The organism is Mesorhizobium oxytropidicola (assembly GCF_056174625.1).
In genome coordinates, this window is sequence record NZ_CM149692.1 from 6,710,933 (window position 1) to 6,737,276 (window position 26,344).

The following is a 26,344-nucleotide window of genomic DNA, read 5'->3' on the forward strand; positions in this document are numbered from 1 at the left end:
GCGTTAATGTTCCCCGGTGAGATGAAACCGGGGAGGAACATGTCCTATCTAGGCATCCCGTCATTCAGCGAGGCCAACTCTGCCGAGATGGTCGCCCAGCGCCTAGTCAAGGCGAAGGCCGGGCCGCTGCCGCGTTTTCTCGCTGTTGTCGTCGACCACCTCCATCAGATCGTCAGGGAAACCCGACCGACCGCGGCGGACTGGCGCCAGACCATCGCCTTCCTCACCGAAATCGGTCATGCCAGCGACGACAAGCGGCAGGAATGGGTGCTGCTGTCGGACCTGCTCGGCGTCACCGCGCTGGTCGAGGACATCAACTCCCGTCGCCCGAACGGCGCTACGCCCAACACCGGGCGCGGGCCCTTCTATCGCCCCGATGCGCCAAAGCTGCCGCACGGCGCCGACATTTCGCTCGATCACGTCGGCGTGCCGGTCACGGTGTCGGGGCGGGTGACAGATCTCGACGGCATACCGATAGCGGGGGCCACGGTCGAGACCTGGCAAGCCAACGCGCAAGGTTTTTACGAGAACCAGCAGCCCGACCTGCAGCCGGAGTTCAACCTGCGCGGCGTCTTCACCACCGACAGAGACGGCCGCTTCCACTACCGCACCGTCAAACCCGCCGGCTATGGCGTGCCGGACGATGGACCTGTCGGACAGATGCTCGGCCGCCTGAACTATCCGCTTAGCCGGCCTGCACATATCCACTTCCTGATCCGCGCCGACAATTTCGAGACACTGACCACGCAAGTGTTCGATCGCGCCGATCCGCGCCTCGACGAGGACGCGCTGTTCGGCGTCAAGCCGGAACTGGTCGGCGACTTCAAGCGCTCGAGCGCCGGCGACCGCTGGTCGCTCGACTACAGCTTCGTCATGGCGATGGCGCGCAAGGGGGCGGCATGACAAGAGCGTTCACCTATTCCGGCAGCCCGACGCACATCGTCTTCGGCAATGGCGCCTCCTCGCAGGTCGGCACCTGGGTCGAAAAGCTCGGCTGCAAACGTGCGCTGGTGCTGTCGACGCCGCATCAGGCGGGCGATGGCGAGGCGCTGGCGAAGCGGCTTGGATCGCTGGCCGCCGGCACTTTCTCAGGCGCGGCCATGCACACGCCTATCGAAGTGACCGAGGCGGCCATGCGCAAGGCAACGGAGGTCAAGGCCGACTGCGTCGTCGCGCTTGGCGGCGGCTCGACCACCGGTCTCGGCAAGGCGATCGCCTGGCGTACCGACCTGCCGCAGATCGTCATCCCGACCACCTATGCCGGCTCGGAAGTGACACCTATCCTCGGCCAGACCGAGCATGGCGAAAAGACCACGGTGCGCGATGCGAAAATCCTGCCGGAAGTGGTGATCTACGATCCCGAGCTGACCATCGGGCTGCCGGTCGCGATGAGCGTCACCTCCGGCCTCAATGCCATGGCGCATGCGGCGGAAGCGCTTTACGCCCAGGATCGCAACCCGATCTCGACGCTGATGGCAACCGAAGGGCTGCGCGCCCTCAAGGCAGCGCTTCCCGTGTTGATCAAAGAGCCAAAAAATCTCGAGGCCCGCGGCGACGCGCTCTACGGCGCCTGGCTGTGCGGCACCGTGCTCGGCACAGTCGGCATGGCGCTGCATCACAAGATCTGCCACACACTGGGCGGCTCCTTCGACATGCCGCATGCCGAGACCCATGCGGTGATGCTGCCGCATACGATTGGCTTCAACGCCGTCGCCGTGCCCGACCTGCTCAAGCCTGTTGCCAATCTCTTTGGCGGCGGTGTCGGCGGCGGTCTGCACGCTTTCGCCGGATCGGTCGGCGCACCGCTGACACTCAGGGAACTCGGCCTCAAGCAGACCGATCTCGACCGCGCCGCCGAGATCGCGACGAAGAACCCGTACTGGAACCCGCGGCCTTTCGACCGCGCCGCAATCCGCGCCCTGTTGCAGGACGCGTGGGAGGGAAGACGACCACAGGACTGACGGCAACACAGGGAGGAAACAACAGTGATTACCAGACGTGAATTCATCCGGAATACGGCAACCACCGGCCTGCTTGCCGGCACATCGGGTCTTGCCATGCCGGCGATCGCGCAGAATGCGCCGATCAAGCTCGGCTATGTCAGCCCGCAATCCGGCCCACTCGCCGCCTTCGCCGAGGCCGACAAGTTCATCATCGACGGGTTCCTGGCCGCCACCAAGGCGGCCGGCCTCAACTATGAGGTCGTCGTCAAAGACAGCCAGTCCAATCCCAACCGCGCGGCGGAAGTCGCCAAGGAATTGATCGTCAACGACAAGGTCAATCTGATGCTTGTCGCCTCGACGCCGGAGACCACCAACCCGGTCGCCACCACCTGCGAGGCCGAGGAAGTGCCGTGCCTGTCGACCGTGGCGCCCTGGCAGCCCTGGTTCATCGGCCAGCAAGGCAATCCCGGCGATCCCGCGTCGTGGAAGCCGTTCAACTACGCCTATCATTTCTTCTGGGGGCTGGAAGACGTCATAGCCGTCTTCACCAACATGTGGGCGCAGGTCGAGACCAACAAGAAGGTGGGCGGGCTGTTCCCCAATGATGGTGACGGCAATGCCTGGGGCGACGGCACAGTGGGTTTCCCGCCGGTGCTGGCCAAGGGCGGTTACGGACTGACCGACACCGGCCGCTACCAGAACCTGACCGATGATTTTTCCGCGCAGATCAACGCCTTCAAGGGTGCCGCCTGCGAAATCGTCACCGGTGTGATGATCCCGCCCGATTTCACCACCTTCTGGAACCAGGCCAAGCAGCAGGGTTTTGCGCCCAAGGTGGCGTCGATCGGCAAGGCGCTGCTGTTCCCGCAATCGGTCGAGGCGCTCGGCAAGTCCGGTCACAATCTGTCGTCGGAAGTCTGGTGGACGCCGAACCACCCGTTCAAATCATCGCTGACCGGCGAAAGCTCGGCACAGGTGGCGCAAGGCTTCACCAAGGCCACCGGAAGGCAGTGGACGCAGCCGATCGGCTTTGTCCACGCATTGTTCGAGATTGCCGTCGATGTCATGAAGCGGGCCGGCGAGGCCGGCGACGGCGACAAGGTGGCGGCGGCGATCGCCGCGACCAAGCTCGACACGCTGGTCGGCCCGATCGCCTGGGACGGCGCCAAGCTGCCGGCCTTCGCCGCCAAGAACATCGCCAAGACGCCCCTGGTCGGCGGCCAGTGGCGGCTGAAGGATGGCGGCGGCTACGACCTCGTCATTACCGACAACAAGACCGCGCCGAACATCCCGACCGGCGGCAAGATGGAAGCCATCGGCTAACCATGCCCATCCTCGCCCTCTCCAATGTCTCGAGACGCTTCGGCGCCCTGACGGTCGCCGACGCGGTTTCCTTCGAGCTTGGTGAGGGCGAGGCGCTCGGCATCATCGGCCCGAACGGCGCCGGCAAGTCGACATTGTTCAATCTGATCACCGGCAACATATCGGCCGATGCCGGCACCATCGTCTTCGACGGCCGCGACGTGACACGACTGTCGCCGATGCAGCGTTGCTTTGCCGGTGTCGGCCGCTCGTTCCAGATCCCGCAGCCTTTCGAGAAGCTCACCGTGTTCGAGAACCTGCTGGTCGCCGGCGCCTTCGGGCACACAAGACGGAAGCCGAGGCCAGTGAGCGCTGCGCCGAGATTCTGGTCGAGACCGGACTGATCGACCGCGCCAATCATCCGGCCGGGACCTTGAGCCTCTTGCAGCGTAAGCGGCTGGAACTCGCCCGTGCGCTGGCGACCGAACCACGACTGCTGTTGCTTGACGAGATCGCCGGTGGGCTGACCGAAGGCGAATGCGGCATGCTGGTCGAGACCATCCGCGCCATCCACAGAGGTGGTATGTCGATCATCTGGATCGAGCATGTGCTGCATGCGCTGAACTCGGTGGTCGAACGGCTGCTGGTTCTGAACTTCGGCAAGGTCATCGGCATGGGCGCGCCCGACACCGTCATGGCGTCGCGCGAGGTCCGCAAGATCTATCTCGGGATCGAAGTCTGATGGCGCTGCTCGAGACAAAGGGCCTTACAGCGCACTATGGTGATTTCCAGGCGCTGTTCGGCGTCGACATCGCGCTGGAGCAGGGCGAGACGATAGCCATCATCGGCGCCAATGGCGCCGGCAAGACGACGCTGATGCGCTCGATATCGGGCATATTGGCCAACCAGCCCGAAGCGGTGCTGTTCGACGGCGAGAGGATCGGCGCCCTGCCCGCCCCCGACATCGTCACGCGTGGCATCGCCATGGTGCCGGAGGGGCGAAAACTGTTTCCCTCGCTCAGCGTCGAGGAGAACCTTCTCATTGGCCGCTACGGCCGCGCGGTGGAGGGGCATTGGAGCCTTGAGACTGTCTACGAACTGTTCCCGATCCTCAGGGAGCGGCGCGCCAATCCGGGCACGGCTTTGTCCGGCGGCCAGCAGCAGATGGTGGCGATCGGCCGTGCGCTGATGTCCAATCCGCGCGTGCTGTTGTGCGACGAGATCAGCCTTGGCCTGGCGCCGGTCGTCATCAAGGATATCTACGCCGCCTTCCCGCGCATCCGCGCGGCCGGTGCTTCGATCGTCGTGGTCGAGCAGGATATCGGCCAGGCGCTGAAGGTTTCAGACCGCGTCTACTGCATGATGGAGGGCCGCATCACGCTGTCCGGCGCACCGGCTGCACTGACGCGCGAAAAGATCCATGCCGCGTATTTTGGGGTGGCCTGACATGGCGTGGCTCGACACCATCATCCAGGGCATTCTGCTCGGCGGCCTGTACGCTTTGTTCGCCGCGGGCTTGAGCCTCGTCTTCGGCATCATGCGGCTGGTCAATCTGGCGCATGGCGACTTGATCGTGCTCGCCGCCTTCCTGATCCTGGTGCTGGTCTCGGCCCTTGGCCTCAATCCGTTCGTCGCGGCCTTGGTGGCGATGCCTGTGATGTTCGCCGTCGGCTGGGCGCTGCAGTTCTTTCTGCTCAACCGCACATTGGGAACCGATATCCTGCCGCCGCTGCTGGTCACCTTCGGCCTGTCGATCGTCATCCAGAACGGGCTGCTCGAAAGCTTTGCCGCCGACAGCCGCCGCATCCCGGTCGGCGGACTGGACTCCGCATCGCTCGCACTCGGCCCGATCAATGTCGGCGTCATGCCGCTGTTAACCCTGGCTTCAGCCATCGCGGTGATAGTCGGGCTGAACCAGTTGTTCTACCGCACCTCGCTCGGCCGTGCCTTCCGCGCCACCTCGGATGATCCCATCACCGCGGGTCTGATGGGAATCCAGCCGAAGCGGATTTTCGCCACTGCCACCGGCATCGCCATGGTGGTCGTGACGATCGCCGCACTCTATCTCGGCACACGCGCCAATTTCGATCCGACCATTGGACCGGCGCGGCTGATCTACGCCTTCGAGGCGGTCATCATCGGCGGCCTCGGCTCGCTGTGGGGCACGCTCGCCGGCGGCATCGTCATCGGCATCGCCCAGACCTTTGGTGCCGCGATCAACCCGGAATGGCAGATCCTCGCCGGACATCTTGCTTTCCTGCTGGTGCTGCTGGTCAGGCCGCGTGGGCTGTTTCCGCGTGCGGTGGATTGAGCGCCATGACCGACACCTCCCTCACCCGATGGAAAGTCGAAACGCGCACCAAGGCATCCGCGACATTCGCCATCGTCGCCGCGCTCCTCATCCTGCTCGCTTTCGCCGCACCACTGTTTGCCTCGCGCAGCGTGCTACAGGACCTGTTCTTCATCCTCACCATGCTGGCGCTGGCGCAGAACTGGAACTTGCTCGCCGGTTATGCCGGGCTGGTTTCCGTGGGACAACAGGCCTTTGTCGGCTTCGGCGCCTATGCCATGTTCGCCCTCGTCATCCTGGCCGGGCTCGACCCGCTGGCCGCGATCCTGCTCGCCGGCATTGCCAGCGCCCTGCTTGCCATCCCGACCGCCTTCTTCCTGTTTCGCCTGCAAGGCGCCTATTTTGCCATCGGCAGCTGGGTCATCGCCGAAGTCGTGCGGCTGGCGCTGGCGCAGTGGAAGATGCTGGGCGGCGGCACCGGCACCTCTTTGCCGCGCGAGGCGACCCGCGACATGCCGGCGCTGAAACTGGTCGGTGAGCTGTTCGGCGTCAAATCGTCTGAAGCCGGCGATATCCTCACCTACTGGCTGGCGCTGCTGCTGGCCATCGCCACGATCGGCCTGGTCCACCGCCTGCTGCGCTCGAAGCAGGGATCGGGGCTGGCCGCCGTGCGCGACAACCAGGAAGCGGCGCGCTCGGTTGGCGTTGATGCCCGTCGCATGAAGACACTGGTCTATCTGGCGGCGGCCTTCGGCACCGGTCTCTGCGGCGCGCTGATCTATGTGCAGAAGGCGCGCATATCGCCGGACGCCGCCTTCTCCGTCGTCGACTGGACCGCCTACGTCGTCTTCATCGTCGTCATCGGCGGCATTGGCACCATCGAAGGGCCGATCGTCGGCGTCATCGTCTTCTACATTTTGCAAAACCTGCTGGCCGATTACGGCTCCTGGTATCTGCTGATCCTCGGACTGATCGGCATCGTCATCATGCTGTTTGCGCCGCGCGGCCTGTGGGGCCTGTTCGCCGAGCGCACCGGCATCCAGCTCTTTCCGGTTCGCCGCCGATTGACCGGCGGACCTATACCATTAGCCAAAAGGGAGGGCCGCATGGCTGACATTTCCACCGACGTGCTGACCATCGGCACCGGCCGCGGGCTCGGCCACCGCAGCGCTGCTTTCGACCTATGGCGTCGAGAACATGGTCATCAACCGCTACCGCTGGCTGGCCTCGACGCCGCGCGCGCACATCACCAACCAGCGCACCATGGAGGTTCTGCGCGACCTCGGCAGGGATGTCGAGGCGGAAGCCTATATGCATGCCACCGAGCAGGATTTGATGGGCGAGAACGTGTTCTGCACCTCGCTGGCCGGCGAGGAAATCGGCCGCATGCGCAGCTGGGGCAAGCATCCGCTCAGCCGCGCCGAGCATCTGCTGTCCTCGCCTTCGCATATGAACGATTTGCCGCAGACCTTCATGGAGCCGCTGCTGTTCAAGACCGCCTGTTCGCGCGGTACGCAATCACGGATGTCGACCGAATACCTTTCGCATGTCCAGGATGCCGACGGCGTCACCACGACCTGCCGCGACCGGCTGACCGGCAAGGACATCACCATTCGTTCAAAGTATCTAGTCGGCGCCGATGGCGGCAATTCGCTGGTCGCCGAACATGCCGGCCTGCCCTTCGAGGGCAAGATGGGCGTCGGCGGCTCGATGAACATCCTGTTCAAGGCTGACCTTTCGAAATACGTCGCCCACCGCCCCTCGGTGCTCTATTGGGTGGTGCAGCCGGGCGCCGATGTCGGCGGCATCGGCATGGGCCTGGTGCGCATGATCCGGCCGTGGAACGAATGGCTGATCGTCTGGGGCTACGACATCAACCAGCCGGCGCCCAAGGTTGACGACGCCTTCGCAAAGAAGGTCGCGCGCGACCTGGTCGGCGATCCCGAGCTGGAGATCGACATCCAGTCGGTGTCGACCTGGACCGTCAACAACATGTACGCCACCGAGACTTCCAAGGGCCGTGTGTTCTGCATGGGCGACGCTATCCATCGTCACCCGCCGTCGAACGGGCTCGGGTCCAACACTTCGATCCAGGACGGTTTCAACCTCGCCTGGAAGCTCGCTCATGTCATCAAGGGCAAGGCCGGCCCAAAGCTGCTCGACTCCTATTCGCAGGAGCGCGCGCCGGTGGCCAAACAGATCGTCACCCGCGCCAACAAGTCGATCGAGGAATTCGGCCCGATCTTCAAGGCGCTTGGCCTGCTCGATTCCATCGACCCGGTGAAGATGCAGTCCAACATGGACGCGCGCTGCGACGACACGCCGGCAGCCGAAGCGCAACGCGCCAAGATCCGCGAGACCATCGCTTCAAAGGTCTATGAATTCGACGCCCATGGCGTCGAGATGAACCAGCGCTACAAGTCGAATGCCATTGTCACCGACGGCCAGCAGGAGCCGGCTTTCGACAAAGACGCCGAATTGCACCACCAGCCGACCTCCTGGCCGGGCGCGCGTCTGCCGCATGTCTGGGTCCATTCGGATCGAGGCGACAAGGTTTCGACGCTCGATCTGACCGGCCATGGCAAGTTCACCGTGCTGACCGGCATTGGCGGCCAGGGCTGGCTTGATGCCGCCAAGACGTTGGGCAAGGAACTAGGCATCGACATCGCAGCCCATCTCATCGGCCCGCGCCAGCCCCGGCAGGATTTCTCCGGCGACTGGGCGCGCGCCCGCGAGATCCGCGACAGCGGCGTGCTTTTGGTGCGGCCGGACCAGCATGTCGGCTGGCGCAAGGACGCGATCAGCAGCGACCCGACGGCGGATCTGCGCAAAGCCCTGACGTCAATCCTGGACAGGTGAGAGATATGGAAGCGCACGAAAAGGGCTTCTTCGCCGAAGCGAATTCGGTCGAGGTCGTCACCGGCCGCAACAAGAACGCCAAAAGCGAGCGGCTGAAGACGGTGATGGAGGTCATCACACGGAAACTGCATGAGGCGGTGAAGGAGATCGAGCCAACGCAGGACGAATGGTTCGAGGCCATTCTGTTCCTGACCAAGACCGGCCAGCTCTCCACCGAATGGCGGCAGGAATTCATCCTGTTGTCCGATGTGCTCGGCGTTTCGATGCTGGTTGACGCCATCAACAACCGCAAGCCGTCAGGAGCTTCGGAATCGACGGTGCTCGGGCCGTTCCATCTCGCCGATGCGCCGGAGCTGCCGATGGGCGCCAACATCTGCCTCGACCAGAAGGGCGAGGACATGTTCATCCATGGCCGTATCCTCGACACCGAGGGCAGGCCGATCGCCAATGCGGTGCTCGACGTCTGGCAGGCCAATGACGAAGGTTTCTACGACGTGCAGCAGAAGGGCATCCAGCCCGACTTCAATCTGCGCGGCGTCTTCCGCACCGGTGCCGACGGCCGCTACTGGTTCCGCGCGGTGAAGCCGAAATTCTACCCGATCCCTGACGACGGCACGGTCGGCAAGCTGTTGCACGCGCTTGGTCGCCATCCCTACCGGCCGGCGCATCTGCATTACATCCTCAAGGCCGATGGTTTCGAGACGCTGACCACCCACATCTTCGACCCGGACGATCCCTACATCAATTCAGACGCCGTGTTCGGGGTGAAGGAGAGCCTGCTGGCAGAGTTTAAACGGATCGACGATCCGGCGCGCGCCAGGGATTATGCGTTCGACAATCCCTTCTGGAAGGTCGAGCACGATTTCATCCTGGCGCGGCCCAGCCCTGCTTGAGTCCCAGGCGCGACTAGTCCTACTGCTTCACGGAAGTGGAGGTGCCCCAGGTGTCCGACAGCACATAGCCCTGGGGATAGGGATCGGTCGGATCGAGATAGTAGCTGTGCTCGCCGGTGATCCAGGCCCGGCCGGTGATCTCCGGAACGATTGCCTTGCGCCCGGCGATTTCCGCCAGCTCCATGATCCTGCCGGTGAAGCGCGAGCCGATGATCGATTCATGGATCAGCACGTCGCCAACGCCCATCAAGCCCCGGGCTTGCAGCACGGCCATGCGGGCCGACGTGCCGGTTCCCGTCGGACTGCGGTCCGAGCGCCCTGGCGAAACGATGCAGGTGTTGCGCGTGACCTTGCCCGGCCCCTGGAACGGCATGGCGAACTGGACGATCGACACGCCGCGCACATGCTCGAATTCCGGATGGACGACATCGAGCTGCTCGCGCGCGGCCCGCCTTATCTTCTCGCCGGCCACCGCCAGCTCGCGCGCCTCATCGGGGGCGACCGAGAAGCCGAGCGCCTTGGCATCGACAATCGCATAGAACATGCCGCCATAAGCGATATCGACCGTGAGCGTGCCAAGCCCTTCGACTTCGATGACAGCGTCGAGACGTTCGGCAAAGGCGGGCGCGTTGCGGAAGGTGATCGAGACGCATCTGCCGTCGCGGCATTGCGCGCGCACCTCGATGACGCCGCCCGGCATGTCGAGCTTGAAGCGGGTCTCGGGTTCCTGCATCGGCACCATGCCGGTCTCGAGCAGCACAGTGGCGATGCAGATCGTGTTGGAACCGGACATCGGCGGATATTCCGTCGGCTCCATGATGATGGCGCCGGCGACGCAATCCTCGCGGGTTGAGGGAACGAGCAGATTGACGTGGCGCGCCACGCTGCCGCGCGGCTCGCAGATCAGCATGCGCCTGATATGGTCGTGATCGCGCTCCATCGTGATCATCTTGTCCATCATCGTGCGGCCAGCCGGCGGCAGCACGCCGCCGACGATGACGTCGCCGACCTCGCCCTCGGCATGACAGCCGACGACATGAATGCTGGTTTTGCTGCGCATTGGTGCTCCCTGTGCTGGTCCCTGGCGACCACGACTATTTTGCTTGGCAAGCCATGCCGCTTCGGGACAAACTGGTCAATCCGCGTGCCAGCCTCAAGGAGAATCCGAAATGACCTCTAACGTTTTTTCCGGCTGCATGCCGGCGTTGATGACCCCGTGCACGCAGGACCGCCAGCCTGACTTCGACGCGCTGGTGCGCAAGGGACGCGAGCTGGTCGCGGCCGGCATGTCGGCTGTCGTCTATTGCGGCTCGATGGGCGACTGGCCGCTCTTGACCGACGAGCAGCGCATGGAAGGCGTCGAGCGCCTGGTGAAGGCCGGCGTGCCGGTGATTGTGGGAACCGGCGCGGTCAACACCGCCAAGGCCGTGGCGCACGCGGCGCACGCCCAGAAGGTCGGCGCCCGGGGCCTGATGGTGATCCCGCGCGTTCTGTCGCGCGGCCCTTCGGTGACGGCGCAGCGCCACCACTTCAAGGCAATCCTTGCCGCCGCGCCCGATCTGCCGGCGGTCATCTACAACAGCCCCTATTACGGCTTTGCCACGCGCGCCGAGCTGTTCTTTGCCCTGCGCGCCGAGCATCCGAACCTCGTCGGCTTCAAGGAGTTCGGCGGCCCATCGGATTTGCGCTACGCGGCGGAAAACATCACCAGCCGCGACGATGAGGTGGCGCTGATGATCGGCGTCGACACCGCCGTCTACCATGGCTTCGTCAATTGCGGCGCGTCCGGCGCCATCACCGGCATCGGCAACGTGCTGCCGAAGGAGGTGCTGCACCTTGTGGGCTTGAGCCAGGCGGCAGCCAAGGGCGACGTCGAGGCCCGCCAGCGCGCGCAGGAACTGGACGCCGCGCTCGCCGTGCTGTCCTCCTTCGACGAAGGCCCCGACCTGGTGCTCTATTTCAAGCACATGATGGTGCTGAAGGGCGCTCCCGAATACAGGCTGCACTTCAACGAGACGGATGCCCTGACCGACAGCCAGCGCGGCTATGCCGAGGCGCAGCTCAAGCTGTTCGACAGCTGGTATGCCCAATGGTCGAGGCAACCCGGCGTGATTGCAAGGTCTGCCGCCTGACCCGGCCAATGCGACCAGGCGGCCATGGTACAGCCGCTGGTCGCATTGCAGTGTTGGGCAGCGGCTATCTGATTTAGAGCATGATCCCTAAAAGTGGGAACCGGTTTTCGGAAAAGATCATGCTCCAAAAAAGTTAGATCAGGATGACGTTTCAACCAAACGTCATCCTGATCTAGTGCCTGACCATCCCTGCGTCGACATTCAGCGTCTGGCCGGTGATCCAACGGGCGTCTTCGCTCGCCAGGAACGATACGACATCGGCGATGTGCTCGGGCTGGCCCTTGCCCTTCATCGCCTGCAGCATCTCGACGAAGCCGAACGCCTCGTTGTGCGGGCTCGCCTTGACGCCGTCGCTCTCGATCAGGCCGGGTGTCACCGCATTCGCCGTGATGTTGTATTTGCCGAGCTCGGTGGCAAGCGCCCTGGTGAAGCCGATGACGCCACCCTTGGCCGCGACATAGGCGGCCATGTTCGGCGTGCCTGCAAAGAAGGTGTTGGAGGCGATGCTGATCACCCGCCCGGCCTTGCCCGCCGCACGCATCTGGTCCGTGCCGGCGCGGGTGACGATGAAGGTACCGGTCAGATTGACGTCGATGATCTTGCGCCAATGGTCGAGATCGACGTCGTCCCAGGCGACGAACGGCACTATGCTGGCATTGTTGACCAGAATATCGATGCCTCCGGTCAGCGCCTGGATTTCGGCGAAGAGTGCCTTGACCGAGGCGGGATCGGATATATCGGCGGCGATCGCCCTCGCCTTTCCGCCGATCGCCGCGGCCGCCGCCTTGGCACCTTCGGCATTGATGTCGCTGACGATGACCGTCGCTCCGTCGGTGGCGAGCCGCGCGGCGATCGCCTTGCCGATACCCTGTGCGGCGCCTGTAACCAGGGCCGTCTTTGCCGCAAGCCGTTCAGTCATGAAAATGCTCCCTCAATCCGTTTTCTGGTGATGTCTTTTCAGGCGTCGGCGTCGATAACGGCCAGCGCCGCCTCGATGCCTTTGCCGATCGCGAGTTTCTGGCCGGCCGCGTTCATGGCACCGCCAAGTGCCGTGAGTGCGGCGATCGCATAGATCGGCTGGGCGGTCGGTCCCATATGGCCGATGCGCGTCAGCTTCCCCAATGTCTCGCCGCGGCCCGACGAAAACACCACGCCGTAGCGGGCGCGCGCGGCTTGGCGAAGCGCCTTCTCGTCGACACCTTCGGGGGTACGGACGGCGGTGGTGGTTGGCGACGCGATCTTGTCACTGGCGGCCCAGATCGACAGGCCCATCGCGGTGACGCCCGCGCGCATGGCCCTGGCGGTGAGCGCGTGGCGCGCCCACACCACCTCCGGCCCCTCATTGAGGTAGAGGTCGAGCGCGACGTCGAGCCCGTTTATCTCCGAGACCGACGGCGTGAACGGAAACGGCTTGTCCTTCGACCAGGCATTCTCCCAGTCGACGATGCTCAGCATCGAGGCGCGCGGCGCCAGGGGATTGGCTTTCATCTTGGCCCAGGCCCGGTCGCTGACGCCCATCATGGTAAGGCCGGGAGGGGCGCCCAGGCATTTGTTGGGGCCGGTGACATAGATATCGGCCTTGCAATCCTCGGGATGCGTCTTCATGCCGCCGAAGGAGGAGACCGCGTCAACGATAAGATAGCCGCCATGCCCAGAGACCAGCGCGCCGATGGCGTCGATCGGATTGATGGTGCCCGACGGCGTGTCGTGATGGCAGACGGACACGATGGTGATTTCCGGATGCGCCTTGAGCATGTCGGCCACCGCCTGCGGGTCGATCGCCTCATTGTAGGGCACTTCGATTTCGAGCAGATGCGGCGAATAGCGTTTCGCCCAGTAGCCGAAGCCCTTGCCGTAGACGCCGGAAGCAAGATTGAGCACGACATCGTCTGGTGTGATCAGCGACGCCGCCGCCGCCTCGAGGCCGAGCACCGGCTCACCATGCAGGATGACCGGCTTGTTCGACAGCCGCATCGCCTTTTGCGCCTTGTCGACCACACCCTCGTAGAAGAGCTGGAATGCCGGATCGTAATCGTAGAGAACCGTGCGGCCGAGTCCGCGCAGCACTTCGGGATAGGCGTTCACCGGCCCCGCGGTCAGCGTGATGACCGGATCGGCATGTTCGGGATAGCGCATCATCTTGTCTCCGGATTGGCGGCGGTCAGCCGTAGAATTGCGTGCCGGTCCTGTAGGTCTTGAAGTTGTCCATGTCGTGCGAGTACATCAGCTCGGCGCCGTGGTCCTCGGCGAGCTTCTTCACCTTGCGCATCGAATTGACGCCGGCCACCGGATCGATGTGGAAAGCGGCCTGGCACAGCGTTTCAAGGCTCTTCTGGGTGTAGGCGGCGTCGATGGTGAACATGATCGGCTTGCGCTTGGGGAACTCGACCAACAGGCTGTAGTGGCCGATCGAATGGCCGGGCGTCGAGATCAGCTTTACGCCCCTGGCGAGATCGACGTCGCCGTCGATGCCCTCAAAGGTCGAGTTGGCGCGCGTCGTGCCTTCCAGAAGTTGCGCGGTCGCGCCACGCGCTTCGGCGGCCTCCGCCGAGAAGCTCAGGTCGGAATAGCCGAGATGCTCGAAAGGCTGCGGATTGCAGGCCTGCGGCACCTCGGTCCGGTGGCAGATCTTCTTGGCGTGTGGAAAATACTTGTTGCCGCCGCAATGGTCGAAATGGAAATGCGAGTTGACGACGACGTCGATATCCTTCGGCTCGAGCCCGAGCAAGGCAAGCGCGCCGGGAATGGTCTGGTGCTTTTCCTGGATCGGCTTCTCGAAGGGCAGCACCTTCATGACGTGATCGTAGTCATAGCCGGTGTCGATCAGGAACCGGCCCTCGGCATGCTCGATCAGGATCGAATAGACGGGGAAGCGCACTTCGCCGCCAGGGCCGCGATTCCAGAACACGTGGTAGCCGTCGAGAACGAGCGAGCCGCCGTCGAGCAGGTAGACCTTTGTATCCGACATTCTTGCCTCCTGTTTTGGCGCGGGTCCCATCCGCGCATGAATTGTTGTCAGCGCGCGCCGCGCTCGTATGGAATGCCAAGTGCGGCCGGCAGGCTGGCGCGCCGGCCGAACAGAACCAGCATGATCATCACCGCCAGGAACGGCAGCATCTGAATGATGTCGGTCGGTATGTTGATGCCCGCCACCTGCATGGCCGTCGTCAGCGACAGGCAGACGCCGAACAGCAAGGCGCCGAACAGCACCCAGACCGGACGGCCGCGCGCCAGCATGGCCAGCACAATGCCGAGAAAGCCGGCGCCGTTGGTGATGAACGGAATGAACAGACCCGCCCCGACATTGGCGAGATAGGCGCCGCCGAGACCGGCCAGCGCGCCGGTCGTCAGCACCGCGATCGTCCGGGTCCTGATGACGTCGATACCGGCGACGTCGAGCGCGGCCGGCTTGTCGCCGGCTGCCTGCAGGTTGAGGCCGAGCTGCGTGCGCCGATAGAGGTAGCCCATGGCGAACACCAGCGCGACAGCCAGATAGACGATCAGATGATGCTTGAAGAAGGCGGGCCCGATGACCGGAATATCCGACAGCAGCGGAATGACGGTGGCGTCCGCCGCCGGCAGGCGGGGATAGCTGCGCGAGAATTGGAAATGATGAAGCAGCGCCGTCAGGCCTTCGAGACCGAGCGTCAGCGCGATGCCGATGACGATCTGATTCAGCCCGATGCGAACGCAAAGCAGCGCCATGATCAGCGCCACCGCGACGCCGCCGGCGGCACCGGTGAGGAACCCCAGCCATAGCGACCCGGAGTAGAAAGCGCCGACAAAGCCGAGATAAGCGCCGGCCAGCATCATGCCTTCGATGCCGATGTTGAGCACGCCGGCCTTTTCCGACATCTGCTCGCCAAGCCCGGCCAGCAGCAGCGGGATGGCGGCGGTGACGGCGCCGAACAGCAGCGCGCTGAGAAAGACTTCGCTGAAGAGCCCGGTCATGCTTCAAGCCCTCCGCGACTGGTTGTATCGATGATCGAAATATTCGGCGAGCGCGAGCACGATCAGCACGATGGAAACCAGCACCAGCGTGAAATGGTTGGGCACGCCGAGCCGCCGCGCCGCGCTCTCGCCGCCGATCGACAGCACCGAGAGCAGGAACACGAAACCGATCGCGGCAAAGCCGTTCATGCGGGCGAGGAACACGGCCGGAATGACCGCCAGCCCGTAGGCGGGGTTCCAGTCGGCGCGGACATTGCCTTGCACGCCGATGATGTCGACGGCGCCGGCGAGGCCGGCGAGCCCGGCCGAAATGGCGAAGACAGCGATGGTCAGGCCAGGGACGCCCAGCCCCGCATGAACCGCCGCGCGCGGATTGGCGCCGACGATGCGCAATTTCAGCCCGAACGCCGTGCGTGTCATCACCAGATGCACGATGATGATTGCCGCCAGGCCGAGCAGCAGGCCGCTGGTGATGGTCGTTTCGAACAGGCGCGGCAGGCGGTCTTCCACCGGCAGCGTGCGGGTCTGGGGCACGGTCGTGCTGGGATCGCGAAACACCAGCTTGACCAGAACATTGGCGAGCGAGGTGCCGAGGAACGTCATCATCAGCGTGGTGATGATCTCGTTGACGCCCTGATAGGCACGCAGCAGCGCCGGCACCAGCGACCAGACCATCGCCACCGCCATGGCGATGAGGAACGCGCAGAACAGCGCCAGCCAGGACGGCATGATCTCCACCAACACCGGAGCGCTGGCGGCCGCCGTTACCGCGCCGAGCAGGAACTGGCCGTCGCCGCCGAGGTTCCACATGCCGGCGCGAAAGGCCACGATCAGGCCGGCGGCAAGAAACAGCAGCGGCGCCATCCGCGTCAGCGTCTGCTGGATACCGAGCGGCGAGAACAGGCCTTTCTCCAGCACGAAGCCGTAATAAGCGAGCGGGTCGACGCCGACGGCAAGCAGGATACAGCCGGCGATGACGAGTGCGATGAGGATCGGGCCGAGCGTCATCAGCAGCCGATGCAGGATGTCGCGACGCGTCGTCGCCGCGCTCGTGGCATCAAGTGCTGTGGCACTGGCCGTGGGTGCGGTGTCGATGCTCATGCGGCAAGTCCGATCATCAGGCGGCCGATCCTGGTGCGGGCGTCGTCGGTGTTCTCGACGGTGCCGACCAGCGCTCCGTTGGCGATGACGGCGACGCGGTCGCACATGCTCAGCAACTCCTCGAGGTCGGTGGAGATCAAGAGCACGGCAAGGCCGCGGGCCGCCGTATCGCGGATGCGCTGGCGCGACGCCAATGTGTTGGCGAGATCGAGCCCATAGGTCGGCTTGTTGAAGATCACCACCTTGGCGCCCTCTGCCAGTTCGCGTGCCAGAAGTACCTTCTGGATGTTGCCGCCGGACAGCCGGGCGACCGGCGTCTTCAGGCTTGGCGTGCGCACATCATATTCGCGCACGAGCTCAGCGGCACGCTTGTCGATCTCGCTGCGCTGCTCGACGCCGCCGCGCCAGAGGGGCGCAGCGCCAACCTGCTTGAGGAAGAAGTTGATCGAGACCGGGAAGGTGCCGACAGTGCCTTCGCCCAGCCGGTCGTCGGTCAGGTAGCGCAGACCGCACCGACGGCGTTCGCCGACGCTCAGCGCCTCGATGGCGGTGCCCTCCAGCCGCACCGAACCGCTGGTCGCGGCGCGCTGGCCAGCCAGCGCTTCCGCCAGCTGCTTCTGGCCGTTGCCGTCAATGCCGGCGATGCCGAGGATTTCGCCCGGGCGGATGTCGAAGGAGATCGACGACAGGCCGGGCGCATTGCCAGTCGGCGCGACCGCGAGGTCCGCGACCTGAAGCAGCGGAGCGGCATCCGTGCGGACTGTACGGACCGGGCGCTCGACCGCTTCCGGATCGTCCTTCTGCTTGCCGAACATCAATTCCACGATCTCGGAGATGATCGCCTGTTCGCCCAGCGCTCGAAACCGCTCGGGTGGAATCTCGCCGACCTTGCGACCGAGCTTCAACACCGAGATGCGGTCGCCGAAGGCCGCCGCTTCCTTGAGCTTGTGGGTGATGAAGACGATCGCCAGGCCCTGCTCGACAAGGCGGCGCATCAGCGCGCCCAGTTCGTCAATGCCTTTCGGCGTCAGCATCGAGGTGGACTCGTCGAGGATCAGCAGGCGGCTGTTGCGCACCATGGCGCGCAGGATTTCGACCTGCTGCTGCTCGCCGAGCGAAAGCTCCGACACCTTGGCGTGCAGCTTCACCGTGATGCCGAGACTGCGGGTGATCTCGGCGACGCGCGTCTCAAGCTCCTCGGTCCTGGGACGTTGCCACCAGGGTCCGCCAAGCAACAGGTTTTCCGCCACCGTCAGCGTCGGCACCAGCATCATGTGCTGGAAGACGGTACCGATGCCCAGCGCCAGCGCATGGCGCGGCGAAGTGATCGGGGTCGGTTTGCCGTCGACCAGTATGCGCCCTTCGTCCGGCTGCTGCAGTCCCGACAGCATGCCGATCAATGTCGATTTTCCGGCACCGTTCTCACCGAGCAGCACATGCACCTCGCCGGGACGGATCGACAGGTCGATGCTGTCATTGGCAACGATGCCGGGAAAGCGTTTGGTCACGCCTTCAAGCCCGACGATGTCGCGCCCGGCAACGGACGATGAAGAAGAACTGCTCATGAAAGCCCAACACCAAAAAATGGTAATCGGCCGGAGAGGTGAACGGATCACCCCTCCGGCAGCCGACCTTGATCGCCTTACTGGGCGACGCTGGTCATCAGCGCCCGGACGGCGGCGGCGTCATAGACCGGATCGACCTTGATCTTGCCGGAAATGACGTCTTCGCGCAGCGCCTGGATTTCCGTCCAGACATTGTCCGGAATGGCCGCGGTTTTCAGCAGCTTCACCGAGTCGTCCTTGAGGCCGATCGTATAGTGCTTGGTGCCGAACGTGTCGGCCTTCAGGTCGGCGATCATCGCCGCATAGACCGGCTCGATATTCCACACAACCGACGACAGCAGGAAGCCCTTGTCGATCGGCGACTTGTCGCCAATGACATCGATGAAATAGACCTTGCCGCCATCCGCTGCCTTGGTCGTCTCGACCGCCTGCAGCATGCCGAAACTCGAACCGTTGCCCTGGCCGAAGATGATGTCGGCGCCCGACGCGATCACGCTTTCGGTGACGCGCTTGCCGCCGGCCGCATCGCTGTAGGCGGCGGGTCCGATCACCGCATAGGTGATCTTGACGTCCGGGTTTTCCGCCTTCACGCCTTGCGCGAACGCCGCCGACTGCGAATTCCACGATGGCGGTTCGCCCGAGACGACGATGCCGACCGACTTGGAACGCGACATCTTGGCGGCGAGACGGCCGGCGAGATAGGCGCCCTGGTGGCCGCTCAGCGTGTAGTCTGCAACGAGGCCCTTCTCCAGGCCGTTCGGCGTATCGACGATCGCCACCGGAACCTTCAATTCCTTGGCGATTTCAGGCGCGGACGTGTTGTAACCGCTGGCGTGGGCGATCAGCAGGCTGGCGCCGTCGGATGCAAGTTCGCGCAAGGTCGGGCGAACGTCGCCATAGCCGAGCCCCTGGGCCACGACCACCTCGACGCCGGCGGCCTTGCCCGCCGCCTTGGCGGCGTCGATGCCTTGCTGGTTCCAGCCGTAGTCGGTGCCTTCTTCAGGTGTCAGGATGGCGATCGACTTGACTTCGCCGGCAAGCGCGCTTCCCAACAAGACACTGCTCAGTACAACTGCACTTACGCTGCTCTTAAGAATCTTTAACATATTACCCTCTCTGTTTGATTTTCCAATCAATATTCTTATTGTTATTGCGCATAAGCGAGATAGACTGCCCGATGAAAATCTACCCATGGAGATCGGGCAAAGTGAAGATTCGTTATGTCCTTCCGGTGATGCTGGCGTTCACATCCTTCGCCAACGCGGTTGAGTTGCACCATGTCATCGTCCGCAAGGGCACCGACGGCCTCGCCATGGTGCCGTTGACGATTTCGAATGCGGGCACTGAAGGGCTGTCCTGCAATGCGGACTTCGCCCACTGGTATTCGGCCGGGATCGCGACGGTCGAGCCGGGCAAGAGCGCCCGCATCGAGCTCTGGTTCGACCCCAAGACGGGCACGTTCACGATCCTCAACGACAAGCGCGAGAACCTGCCCATCGAGCGGCTGTGGTGCGGCCTGGCTGGCCGCGCATATGCCACACGCGTGCAGATAGCGCTCGACCGCACCGACGCTGCGAAAGGCGGACGCGCCGTGTCCTGCGCCATGGGGCAAGACAGCCTGGTCTGCCGGTAGGCGCTCATCGACTTGTCCGCCCAACACCGCGCGCCTCCTATTTCTTTGCCAGGAACGTGTCGTTGAAGACGTCGTCCGCCGAGAGAGCCGTCTTGAGCACGCCTTGATCGGTGAGCGTCTTCAGCGTTTCCTCCCACTGCGTCTTCGTCATCCAGCCGAGGCCGTGTTCCTTGGTGTCCGGGCTGGTGAAGGTCGACGCGATGTCGGCGTTGATCTGCGCCAGCAGCACATCCTTCTTGTCGGCGTAACCGGGTGCGGCCTTCGCGGTGATCTCGGCGGCCTCTTCGGGGTGCGCCACGACATAGTCAAAAGCTTCCCTGTACGCCTTGACGAAGCGGGCGACGACATCCGGCTTGTCCTTGATCATCGTCTGCGAGGTGAACAGTCCGGAGCCATAGGCCTTCCAGCCATGGTCCGAGCCCATCATGATGCTGAGCGAGCCGGGACCGCCGGCCTTGGCCTCCAGCTCGGGAACCTCGGCATCGACATATCCGACCACCGTCTGGACACGGCCTAGAAGCAGATAGCTTTCATAGGGCGGCGAGACGCTGTTCAGCGTCATGTCCTTCTCCGTCAGACCATTGGCCGCCAGGAAGCCCTTGAAGAAGATATAGGTCGAACCGGCCGGATGAATGCCGATGGTAAGACCCTTGAGATCCGCCGGCTTGGTGAGCTTCAGCGTCTTGGCCAGCGAGATGATCGCCAGCGGCGAGTGCTGGTTGACAGCGGCCAGCGCCACGACGGGAACATTCTGCGACCGGGCGACGGCGAGCGTGGGAAGATCGCCGAAACCGAAATCCGCGTTTTCATTGCCCACCAGCCGCATGGCGTCCGGCGAGCCGGACCCCTTGCGGATCTCGGCGACGTCGATGTCGTTCCTGGCGAAGAAGCCCTTCTCCTTGCCGACGAAGAACATGGCGTGGTTGCCGCGCACCACCCAGTCGAGCTGGACGCTGACCTTGTCCGCCGCCAGTGCTGCGCCGGAGAAGCCAAGCGCACCGACGGCCGCTGCAACGGCAACTGCCTTGATAAGTGAGCGTCTGAGCATTTTTGTTCCCTTTTTGGTTGGTTGATTGAGCGGGCCTAGGACTGGCTGAATTTCGGCGCCCACGGCACCACGATGCGTTCGAGAATTTCGGCTGCGTAATAGAAGGCGATGCCCAGCACCGAAACGAGGAGCAGGGCCGCGAAGACCAGCGCGGTGTCGAGCTGGGTCGAGGCGAACTGGATGACGTAGCCGAGCCCATCCGAGGCGCCGGCGAATTCGCCGACGATGGCGCCGATGACGCTGAGCGTCGCGGCGATCTTGGTTCCGGCCATCAGGTTGGGCAGCGAATGCGGAACGCGAATCCTGAACAGGATCTGCGTCGGGCTGGCGCCGACCGAATTCATCAGCGATAGCAGCGAGCGGTCGACCGACTGCATGCCCGCCAGCATCGACAATGTCACCGGGAAGAAGGCAATGACCAGGATCAGGCCGATCTTGGGCGCGAGGCCGTAGCCGAACCAGAGGATGAAGATCGGCGCCAGCGCCACCTTGGGCACGTTCTGGAACAGCACCACCAGCGGATAGAGCGCTCGCCCCAGCCAGTCGAAGCGCACAATGACCAGCGCAATGGCAATGCCGACCACGACAGAGACAAGGAATCCGAACAGGATTTCGCCCGCCGTCACCAGGCTCGCCTGCATCAGCGTTGGCCATTGCGCGACCAGCGATTGCGCGATCTCCGACGGGGCGGGAATGATGAAGGCGGAGATGGCGAAAATCCGCACCACGGCTTCCCACACCACGATTGTCGCCAGCAGAAGGATGACCGCCGGAAGCCAGCTGCCTGTCGCCGCCGCCCAGCTAGAGGCAGGCCGGGGCTCGGAGAAATTGGTGATGGGTTGATCGCTCATGATGCGCCTCCCGGTTGATGGCTGGCGCGCAGCATCACCCGCAGTTGAACCACCAGCCTGACGAATTCCGGATCTTCCGTCACCGACAGATCGCGCGGATAGGGCAGACCAATGTCGAGGCTCTCGGTGATCCGCCCAGGCTTGATCCCCATTACGTGGACATGGCGCGACAGGTGGATGGCTTCGTCTATGGAATGGGTGACGAGCACGATGGTCTTGCCGGTGCGCTGCCAGATCTCCAGCAGCGACTGTCCCATCGAATCGCGGGTAATGGCGTCGAGCGCGCCGAATGGCTCGTCCATCAGCAGCACCGCCGGATCGAGCGCTAGGGCCCGCGCGATGGCGACGCGCTGGCGCATGCCGCCGGACAATTCATGCGGGCGCTTGTGGGCGCTGTCGCCCAACCCCACCAGTTCCAGCATCTCCTGCCCGCGTGCCCGCAAATCGGCGCGCGAGAGCGATCTGTCGGCGATGCCAAGCAGCATCGATGCGTTGTCGACGGCATTCTTCCAGGGAAGCAAATTGGCGTCCTGAAAGACGAGGCCGATCATGCGCTTGCGCGCCGCCTCGACCGGCGGAAGCCCGGCGATCGAAACGCTGCCGCTCGTCGGATTCACAAGCCCGGCCAGAACCTTGAGCAAGGTGCTCTTGCCGCAACCGGAAGGACCGATAAGGGAGACAAACGACCCCTTCGGGATCGACAGATCGATGTTCTGCAGAATCAGCTGGCTGGCCATGACCAGCGAAACACCCTTGGCGGAGATCAGGTCGTCATCGTGGCGGATATGAGCTGGCCGACCGCCTGCTGCTCGAATGGGTTCCATGCGCATGGCTACTCCCGGCCCTCCAGGATGCGCCGCACGGCAACGAGCTTACGCGCCCGTTCGCCTTGCAGCGCCTTGGTCTGCTCGGGCGTATAGGAGAACATGCCCTCGCCCGACTTGATGCCGAGCTTCGACGCGTTCGTCTTTTCCAGCACCATGGGCGCGACATCGTCGCGATTGGAGAGATCGGCGTTGAGGAAGGAGGAGACGGACTTGTAGATATCCAGCCCCGCCATATCGAGCAGCGCCATCGGTCCGATGACGGCGATCTTGTAGCCGATGCCCCACGACACACAGGTGTCGAGATCCTCCGGATCGATGACGCCGCGTTCGACAAGGTCGACCGCCTCGCGCAGCAGCGCATAGAGCACGCGGTTCTCGACGAAGCCCGGAACATCCTTCTTCACCACCACCGGCAGCAAGCCGATCGAGCGGATCAGGTCGCGGATCGTGGCCACGGTTTGCGGCGCTGTCTTCTCGCCGGCGATCACCTCGATCATCGGGATGATGTGCGGCGGGTTCGACCAGTGCATGCCGACCATCCGCTCGGGATGCGAGACATGCGCCTGCAGCTTGGTGATCGGGATACCGGATGTGTCGGATGCGACGATCGTGTCCGAGCCTATCAGGCCGTCGATCGTGCGATAGACGTCGGCCTTGACCGAAATGTTTTCAGGAACGTTCTCGATGACGAGGTCGGCACCGGATACCGCGTCGCCGATATCATCGGTGAAGCGAACCGTTCCAACGCCGGCCGATGGCGGCGCGATACCCAAGGCGTCGAGAACGCCCTCGGCCACGCCCAACATGGATCGCGCGCGCTCGATCGCTGCCGGGGCAACATCGTAGGCGACGACCTGGAGGCCGCCTCTTGCGAGCCGGGCAGCCATGCCCGGTCCCATCGTACCCAGACCGACGATGGCGATATTTCGGATCATTGCACTGCCCCGCTTTCTTTCGAGCTTGCGATGAGGTCGGCGGCTTTCTCAGCAATCATGATCACTGCCGCATTGATGTTTCCGCAGACCAGGTCGGGCATGACGGAAGCGTCCACCACTCTCAGGCCCTGGACGCCGCGAACGCGCAATTGCGGGTCGACGACCGAGGCCGCATCGGCCCCCATCCGGCAGGTCCCGGCCGGATGATGCACGGTGATGGAGGTCTTGCGGATATGCTCGTCGATCTCGTCGTCGCTCTGACACTTCGGCCCGGGGAAAAACTCCGCCTCGATGAAGGGCTGCATCGAGGGCTGCGACGCGAGATCCCGCGCCACCCGGAAGCCGGCCCGCAGCGATTCCCAATCCTTCGGCGAGGCGAGGAAATTCTGGTGGATCAGGGGTGTCGCCGAAGGATCGGCCGACGCCAGTTTCACCGCTCCGCGGCTTTCAGGCTGCGTCGCCACGATGCGCGTTGCGAAGCCGTCCGCAAACGGCGCCTTGAACGGCTTGAAGTATGGCCATGCGGCGAGCGGCGCCGCCGTGAAGAGCAGTTGCACATCCGGCAACGGCCGCGCCGGGCCGCTCTTCAGGAAGGCGACGACACCGCCGGGCACATCGCCGGAAAAACCGCGTCCCGTCAGGTAGGTCTTGACGAAATCGAACCCGATCCGGTCGGCACGCATGTTGCGCAGGAAAGGGCCGCCCGGAGCCCGGCGCCGGTACATGAGGATGACCGAGACGTGATCCTGCAGGTTCTTGCCGACGGCCGGCAGGTTGACCCGCGTCTGGATGCCGTGCGCGGCAAGCTCATCCTGCGCCCCAATGCCCGACAGCATCATCAGTTGCGGCGTGTTGATCACACCGCCGGAAAGCAGCACTTCCTTGCGGGCGAGAACCGTGCGTTCGCCGCCGCGATGATTGATGGTGACGCCTGTGGCGCGTGCACCCTCCAGCACAATCTTCGTAGCGCTCGCTTCCGTCAGGACGGTCAGGTTGGGCCGCTTCAGCACCGGCCGCAGATAGGCTGACGCAGTCGAGGCGCGCCGGCCTTTTGAAATCGTCATCTGGAGGCGGCCGAACCCTTCCTGCCGCTCGCCATTGTAATCTGTCGTCTGCCCGTAGCCGGCCTGCACGCTGGCTTGCGCAAAGGCGTCGATCAGCGTGTCCTTGTAGCGGCAGAACTGGGTGCTGACCGGACCGCTGCCGCCGCGATATTGGTTCTCGCCGCCTTCCCAGCTTTCCTGCTTGCGGAAATATGGCAGCACCTTGTCATACGACCAGTCGCTGAGCCCTGAAGCTGCCCAACGATCGTAATCGCCGCGATTGCCCCGCACATAGGCCATGGCGTTGGTCGACGAGGATCCGCCGACAACCTTGCCGCGCGCGCACTCGACCCTGCGTCCGCCGACATTGTCTTCCGGCTCACAGAAATACATCCAGTCGTGGCGACGCTCGGTCAGGATCTTGCCCCAGCCGAGCGGTATATGGATCATGGGATCGCGGTCCCAGCCGCCGGCTTCCAGCAACAGCACCGAACATCTCGGATCGGCGCTCAGCCGATTGGCCAGCACGCAACCGGCCGATCCGGCCCCAACAATGATGTAATCGTAGCTATCAGCATGCGGCATGGTGCGTTTCATTGCCTTCGTCTGACGCCGTGGCGTCAGGGAACCCATTGCGATCGAGCCCGGAAAACCGGGGCCAGGACCAAGGTCTTCCGGGTATGTTCAAACACCCGCGGACCCTAGGCCAGGCCCGCTTGCCTGAGGCGCTGCGACCAGTGATCCCATCCACGGTCGATCTGCGCGCCGACGAGATTTCCCGCGGCCTTGATTTCGCCCGGCGACAGATACTTGATCGTGCCGATCCGCAGGCCGGCTGTCTGCGCTGCCGCCTCCTGTTCAAGATAGAAAGCCCGGAACACCACCTGCCGCACAGAACTGCCGACATTGACGACGCCGTGCCGCGCCATAAGCACGACGGGATAAGTCCCGAGGCTTTCAGCAATGTCCGCACAGACGCTCCGGCTGCCGCCAAAGAGATCGGTAGCGTCTCCCTGCTTGTCGCGTATCTCGTAGACCGGGACGGCGTCGCCGAGGAAAGCCCCCATATGGGTCACGGGCCGCAGCGGCCGGTCGGTGAAGCAATAGGGCAGGACAGCCGGCGAATGGCTGTGGAGCACGCACTGGACGTCGGGCCGTGCCTTGTAGATCTCGCTGTGGATATAGCGCTCCAGATAGGATGGCCGGTTGTCCAAGGTTTCGCCGTCGAGGTTGAACCGCTGGATGTCACCGGCCGTTATCAGGCTTGGAGCGAGCTTCTGCGCCAGAAAGAAGCTTTCGGGATCCTCGGGGTCACGGGCGCTGATGTGCCCGAACGTATCCAGGATACCTTCGTTCAGCAGTATCTTCGTTGCTGTAACAAGCTCTTCGAAGACCTTCTGGCGCGCTGGGCTGTTGTCTTTCATTTCCAAATTCTCCCGTTGCGGCGATGGCGACCATTCTTGTTGTTGTTGTCGGTCGCCAGGGCCGCGGATTTCACTTGTTTTCGTAGATGCCGACGATCCGGTTCTGCTCGATGATGTTGCCGGCATATTTCTGCAGGAACTCCTCCCGGGTGGGCGTGCCTTCGACCTTCGTGTCCAGGGCATAGACCCAGAAATAGTAGTGATGCTCTCCATGACCAGCGGGCGGCTGAGGCCCGTAATATTGCTTGCCGCCGGCGCCGTTGGGGCCAACGCGGAACTTCTCCTGCGCATCCGAAAGGTCGGTGGTCGAGGGATCGATGCCGTAGACCACCCAATGCGTGAAACCGTTGGCGAGCGGCGCGTCCGGATCGTGGCAGATGACCGCGAGTTCCTTCGTCCCTGCCGGGACGCCGCTGACGGTAAGCCTGGGCAATACGTTGCCTTTGTCGCCGGCATGTTCGTCGCGCAGTTTCCCGAGCGGCTTGAAGTCCGCCGACGTAATCTTGAGGTCCTTGATGTTCAGGGGCATGAATTCGTCCTTCAGCAA

General features: G+C 63.8%; 23 protein-coding genes and 3 pseudogenes. 11 read left to right on the top strand and 15 right to left on the bottom strand.

The genetic code is table 11. From position 1 onward, the window contains the following. Positions 1-39 precede the first annotated feature (39 nt). The 9 genes and pseudogenes from AC0V8S_RS33410 (at position 40) to AC0V8S_RS33450 (ending at position 9,287) form a co-directional block, all read left to right on the top strand. Positions 40-903, top strand: coding sequence for a dioxygenase family protein (locus AC0V8S_RS33410; RefSeq protein ID WP_183456530.1), 864 nt, complete (start codon positions 40-42; stop codon positions 901-903). After that, complete coding sequence (locus tag AC0V8S_RS33415; RefSeq protein WP_183456528.1) at positions 900-1,961, top strand: maleylacetate reductase; 1,062 nt, start codon at positions 900-902, stop codon at positions 1,959-1,961. Before AC0V8S_RS33410 ends, AC0V8S_RS33415 begins: the two co-directional genes overlap by 4 nt. Before the next feature lie 24 nt (positions 1,962-1,985). After that, a complete protein-coding gene (locus AC0V8S_RS33420) occupies positions 1,986-3,266 on the top strand; it encodes an ABC transporter substrate-binding protein (protein ID WP_475435833.1) in 1,281 nt (426 codons plus the stop codon). Between the two features lie 2 nt (positions 3,267-3,268). Continuing rightward, positions 3,269-3,987: pseudogene (locus tag AC0V8S_RS33425) on the top strand (ABC transporter ATP-binding protein). Further along, on the top strand, positions 3,987-4,691 hold the full coding sequence (locus tag AC0V8S_RS33430; protein ID WP_475435835.1) for an ABC transporter ATP-binding protein: 705 nt from the start codon (positions 3,987-3,989) through the stop codon (positions 4,689-4,691). The pseudogene AC0V8S_RS33425 and the gene AC0V8S_RS33430 overlap by 1 nt, the downstream one beginning before the upstream one ends. Before the next feature lies 1 nt (position 4,692). Then, on the top strand, positions 4,693-5,556 hold the full coding sequence (locus AC0V8S_RS33435) for a branched-chain amino acid ABC transporter permease (RefSeq protein WP_475435837.1): 864 nt from the start codon (positions 4,693-4,695) through the stop codon (positions 5,554-5,556). Between the two features lie 5 nt (positions 5,557-5,561). Continuing rightward, a pseudogene (locus tag AC0V8S_RS33440) lies at positions 5,562-6,649 on the top strand (branched-chain amino acid ABC transporter permease). Next, positions 6,642-8,394: pseudogene (locus tag AC0V8S_RS33445) on the top strand (FAD-dependent oxidoreductase). The pseudogenes AC0V8S_RS33440 and AC0V8S_RS33445 overlap by 8 nt, the downstream one beginning before the upstream one ends. 5 nt (positions 8,395-8,399) lie before the next feature. Beyond that, positions 8,400-9,287: an intradiol ring-cleavage dioxygenase gene (locus AC0V8S_RS33450; protein ID WP_475435839.1), complete on the top strand. Its 888-nt coding sequence runs from the start codon at positions 8,400-8,402 to the stop codon at positions 9,285-9,287. Positions 9,288-9,306: 19 nt separating this feature from the next. Here the strand turns inward: AC0V8S_RS33450 and AC0V8S_RS33455 are convergent, their stop codons facing one another. Beyond that, entirely contained in the window at positions 9,307-10,347 is a 1,041-nt protein-coding gene (locus AC0V8S_RS33455; RefSeq protein WP_475435841.1) for a proline racemase family protein, read from the bottom strand. A gap of 109 nt (positions 10,348-10,456) precedes the next feature. Here AC0V8S_RS33455 and AC0V8S_RS33460 point away from each other — a divergent pair, with 109 nt between their 5' ends. Then, positions 10,457-11,419, top strand: a complete 963-nt coding sequence (locus AC0V8S_RS33460; protein ID WP_475435843.1) for a dihydrodipicolinate synthase family protein — start codon at positions 10,457-10,459, stop codon at positions 11,417-11,419. Positions 11,420-11,591: 172 nt separating this feature from the next. Here the strand turns inward: AC0V8S_RS33460 and pldH are convergent, their stop codons facing one another. The 7 genes from pldH to AC0V8S_RS33495 all read right to left on the bottom strand — a co-directional run bounded on the left by pldH (position 11,592) and on the right by AC0V8S_RS33495 (position 19,091). Beyond that, the gene (pldH, locus tag AC0V8S_RS33465) at positions 11,592-12,338 is read right to left on the bottom strand and encodes a pyridoxal 4-dehydrogenase, SDR-type (protein WP_183456509.1); all 747 of its coding nucleotides are present in this window, start codon (positions 12,336-12,338) and stop codon (positions 11,592-11,594) included. Between the two features lie 38 nt (positions 12,339-12,376). After that, positions 12,377-13,555: a pyridoxamine--pyruvate transaminase gene (ppaT, locus tag AC0V8S_RS33470; protein ID WP_475438746.1), complete on the bottom strand. Its 1,179-nt coding sequence runs from the start codon at positions 13,553-13,555 to the stop codon at positions 12,377-12,379. Positions 13,556-13,580: 25 nt separating this feature from the next. Continuing rightward, positions 13,581-14,387, bottom strand: a complete 807-nt coding sequence (pldA, locus tag AC0V8S_RS33475; protein ID WP_475435845.1) for a 4-pyridoxolactonase — start codon at positions 14,385-14,387, stop codon at positions 13,581-13,583. A gap of 47 nt (positions 14,388-14,434) precedes the next feature. Beyond that, entirely contained in the window at positions 14,435-15,370 is a 936-nt protein-coding gene (locus AC0V8S_RS33480; RefSeq protein WP_027042522.1) for a putative B6 ABC transporter permease subunit 1, read from the bottom strand. A gap of 3 nt (positions 15,371-15,373) precedes the next feature. Then, positions 15,374-16,471 (bottom strand): putative B6 ABC transporter permease subunit 2, encoded by a 1,098-nt coding sequence (locus AC0V8S_RS33485; protein WP_475435847.1) that lies wholly within the window; start codon positions 16,469-16,471, stop codon positions 15,374-15,376. After that, positions 16,468-18,036 carry a putative B6 ABC transporter ATP-binding protein gene (locus AC0V8S_RS33490; protein ID WP_183456502.1) on the bottom strand — a complete coding sequence of 523 codons (1,569 nt, stop codon included), beginning with the start codon at positions 18,034-18,036 and terminating at the stop codon, positions 16,468-16,470. Before AC0V8S_RS33490 ends, AC0V8S_RS33485 begins: the two co-directional genes overlap by 4 nt. A 77-nt stretch (positions 18,037-18,113) precedes the next feature. After that, positions 18,114-19,091 (bottom strand): putative B6 ABC transporter substrate-binding protein, encoded by a 978-nt coding sequence (locus AC0V8S_RS33495; RefSeq protein ID WP_475435849.1) that lies wholly within the window; start codon positions 19,089-19,091, stop codon positions 18,114-18,116. Between the two features lie 152 nt (positions 19,092-19,243). Here AC0V8S_RS33495 and AC0V8S_RS33500 point away from each other — a divergent pair, with 152 nt between their 5' ends. Then, the gene (locus AC0V8S_RS33500) at positions 19,244-19,669 is read left to right on the top strand and encodes a hypothetical protein (protein WP_244661544.1); all 426 of its coding nucleotides are present in this window, start codon (positions 19,244-19,246) and stop codon (positions 19,667-19,669) included. A gap of 37 nt (positions 19,670-19,706) precedes the next feature. Here AC0V8S_RS33500 and AC0V8S_RS33505 read toward each other — a convergent pair whose 3' ends face one another. The 7 genes from AC0V8S_RS33505 to AC0V8S_RS33535 all read right to left on the bottom strand — a co-directional run bounded on the left by AC0V8S_RS33505 (position 19,707) and on the right by AC0V8S_RS33535 (position 26,326). Next, entirely contained in the window at positions 19,707-20,717 is a 1,011-nt protein-coding gene (locus AC0V8S_RS33505; RefSeq protein WP_183456496.1) for an ABC transporter substrate-binding protein, read from the bottom strand. A gap of 35 nt (positions 20,718-20,752) precedes the next feature. After that, entirely contained in the window at positions 20,753-21,568 is an 816-nt protein-coding gene (locus AC0V8S_RS33510; RefSeq protein ID WP_475435852.1) for an ABC transporter permease, read from the bottom strand. Then, the gene (locus tag AC0V8S_RS33515; protein WP_475435854.1) at positions 21,565-22,398 is read right to left on the bottom strand and encodes an ABC transporter ATP-binding protein; all 834 of its coding nucleotides are present in this window, start codon (positions 22,396-22,398) and stop codon (positions 21,565-21,567) included. Before AC0V8S_RS33515 ends, AC0V8S_RS33510 begins: the two co-directional genes overlap by 4 nt. Before the next feature lie 2 nt (positions 22,399-22,400). Continuing rightward, positions 22,401-23,330: a 5-formyl-3-hydroxy-2-methylpyridine 4-carboxylate 5-dehydrogenase gene (gene fhmpcd1, locus AC0V8S_RS33520; RefSeq protein WP_475435856.1), complete on the bottom strand. Its 930-nt coding sequence runs from the start codon at positions 23,328-23,330 to the stop codon at positions 22,401-22,403. After that, the gene (locus tag AC0V8S_RS33525) at positions 23,327-24,958 is read right to left on the bottom strand and encodes a GMC family oxidoreductase (RefSeq protein ID WP_475435857.1); all 1,632 of its coding nucleotides are present in this window, start codon (positions 24,956-24,958) and stop codon (positions 23,327-23,329) included. Before AC0V8S_RS33525 ends, fhmpcd1 begins: the two co-directional genes overlap by 4 nt. 116 nt (positions 24,959-25,074) lie before the next feature. After that, positions 25,075-25,923 carry a class II aldolase/adducin family protein gene (locus tag AC0V8S_RS33530; RefSeq protein WP_475435859.1) on the bottom strand — a complete coding sequence of 283 codons (849 nt, stop codon included), beginning with the start codon at positions 25,921-25,923 and terminating at the stop codon, positions 25,075-25,077. Continuing rightward, on the bottom strand, positions 25,868-26,326 hold the full coding sequence (locus AC0V8S_RS33535; RefSeq protein WP_096458675.1) for a YbhB/YbcL family Raf kinase inhibitor-like protein: 459 nt from the start codon (positions 26,324-26,326) through the stop codon (positions 25,868-25,870). Before AC0V8S_RS33535 ends, AC0V8S_RS33530 begins: the two co-directional genes overlap by 56 nt. Positions 26,327-26,344: the final 18 nt, after the last annotated feature.

Excerpts from the sequence above, each read along its gene's own strand:
- AC0V8S_RS33535 (WP_096458675.1), bottom strand. The coding sequence starts at position 26,326 with ATGCCCCTGAACATCAAGGACCTCAAGATTACGTCGGCGGACTTCAAG.
- AC0V8S_RS33435 (WP_475435837.1), top strand. The coding sequence starts at position 4,693 with ATGGCGTGGCTCGACACCATCATCCAGGGCATTCTGCTCGGCGGCCTG.
- pldH (WP_183456509.1), bottom strand. The coding sequence starts at position 12,338 with ATGACTGAACGGCTTGCGGCAAAGACGGCCCTGGTTACAGGCGCCGCA.
- AC0V8S_RS33480 (WP_027042522.1), bottom strand. The coding sequence starts at position 15,370 with ATGACCGGGCTCTTCAGCGAAGTCTTTCTCAGCGCGCTGCTGTTCGGC.
- ppaT (WP_475438746.1), bottom strand. The coding sequence starts at position 13,555 with ATGCGCTATCCCGAACATGCCGATCCGGTCATCACGCTGACCGCGGGG.
- AC0V8S_RS33485 (WP_475435847.1), bottom strand. The coding sequence starts at position 16,471 with ATGAGCATCGACACCGCACCCACGGCCAGTGCCACAGCACTTGATGCC.
- AC0V8S_RS33490 (WP_183456502.1), bottom strand. The coding sequence starts at position 18,036 with ATGAGCAGTTCTTCTTCATCGTCCGTTGCCGGGCGCGACATCGTCGGG.
- AC0V8S_RS33530 (WP_475435859.1), bottom strand. The coding sequence starts at position 25,923 with ATGCCGGCAACATCATCGAGCAGAACCGGATCGTCGGCATCTACGAAA.
- pldA (WP_475435845.1), bottom strand. The coding sequence starts at position 14,387 with ATGTCGGATACAAAGGTCTACCTGCTCGACGGCGGCTCGCTCGTTCTC.
- AC0V8S_RS33510 (WP_475435852.1), bottom strand. The coding sequence starts at position 21,568 with ATGAGCGATCAACCCATCACCAATTTCTCCGAGCCCCGGCCTGCCTCT.
- AC0V8S_RS33410 (WP_183456530.1), top strand. The coding sequence starts at position 40 with ATGTCCTATCTAGGCATCCCGTCATTCAGCGAGGCCAACTCTGCCGAG.
- AC0V8S_RS33505 (WP_183456496.1), bottom strand. The coding sequence starts at position 20,717 with ATGCTCAGACGCTCACTTATCAAGGCAGTTGCCGTTGCAGCGGCCGTC.
- AC0V8S_RS33455 (WP_475435841.1), bottom strand. The coding sequence starts at position 10,347 with ATGCGCAGCAAAACCAGCATTCATGTCGTCGGCTGTCATGCCGAGGGC.
- AC0V8S_RS33460 (WP_475435843.1), top strand. The coding sequence starts at position 10,457 with ATGACCTCTAACGTTTTTTCCGGCTGCATGCCGGCGTTGATGACCCCG.
- AC0V8S_RS33450 (WP_475435839.1), top strand. The coding sequence starts at position 8,400 with ATGGAAGCGCACGAAAAGGGCTTCTTCGCCGAAGCGAATTCGGTCGAG.
- fhmpcd1 (WP_475435856.1), bottom strand. The coding sequence starts at position 23,330 with ATGATCCGAAATATCGCCATCGTCGGTCTGGGTACGATGGGACCGGGC.
- AC0V8S_RS33525 (WP_475435857.1), bottom strand. The coding sequence starts at position 24,958 with ATGCCGCATGCTGATAGCTACGATTACATCATTGTTGGGGCCGGATCG.
- AC0V8S_RS33415 (WP_183456528.1), top strand. The coding sequence starts at position 900 with ATGACAAGAGCGTTCACCTATTCCGGCAGCCCGACGCACATCGTCTTC.
- AC0V8S_RS33430 (WP_475435835.1), top strand. The coding sequence starts at position 3,987 with ATGGCGCTGCTCGAGACAAAGGGCCTTACAGCGCACTATGGTGATTTC.
- AC0V8S_RS33515 (WP_475435854.1), bottom strand. The coding sequence starts at position 22,398 with ATGCGCATGGAACCCATTCGAGCAGCAGGCGGTCGGCCAGCTCATATC.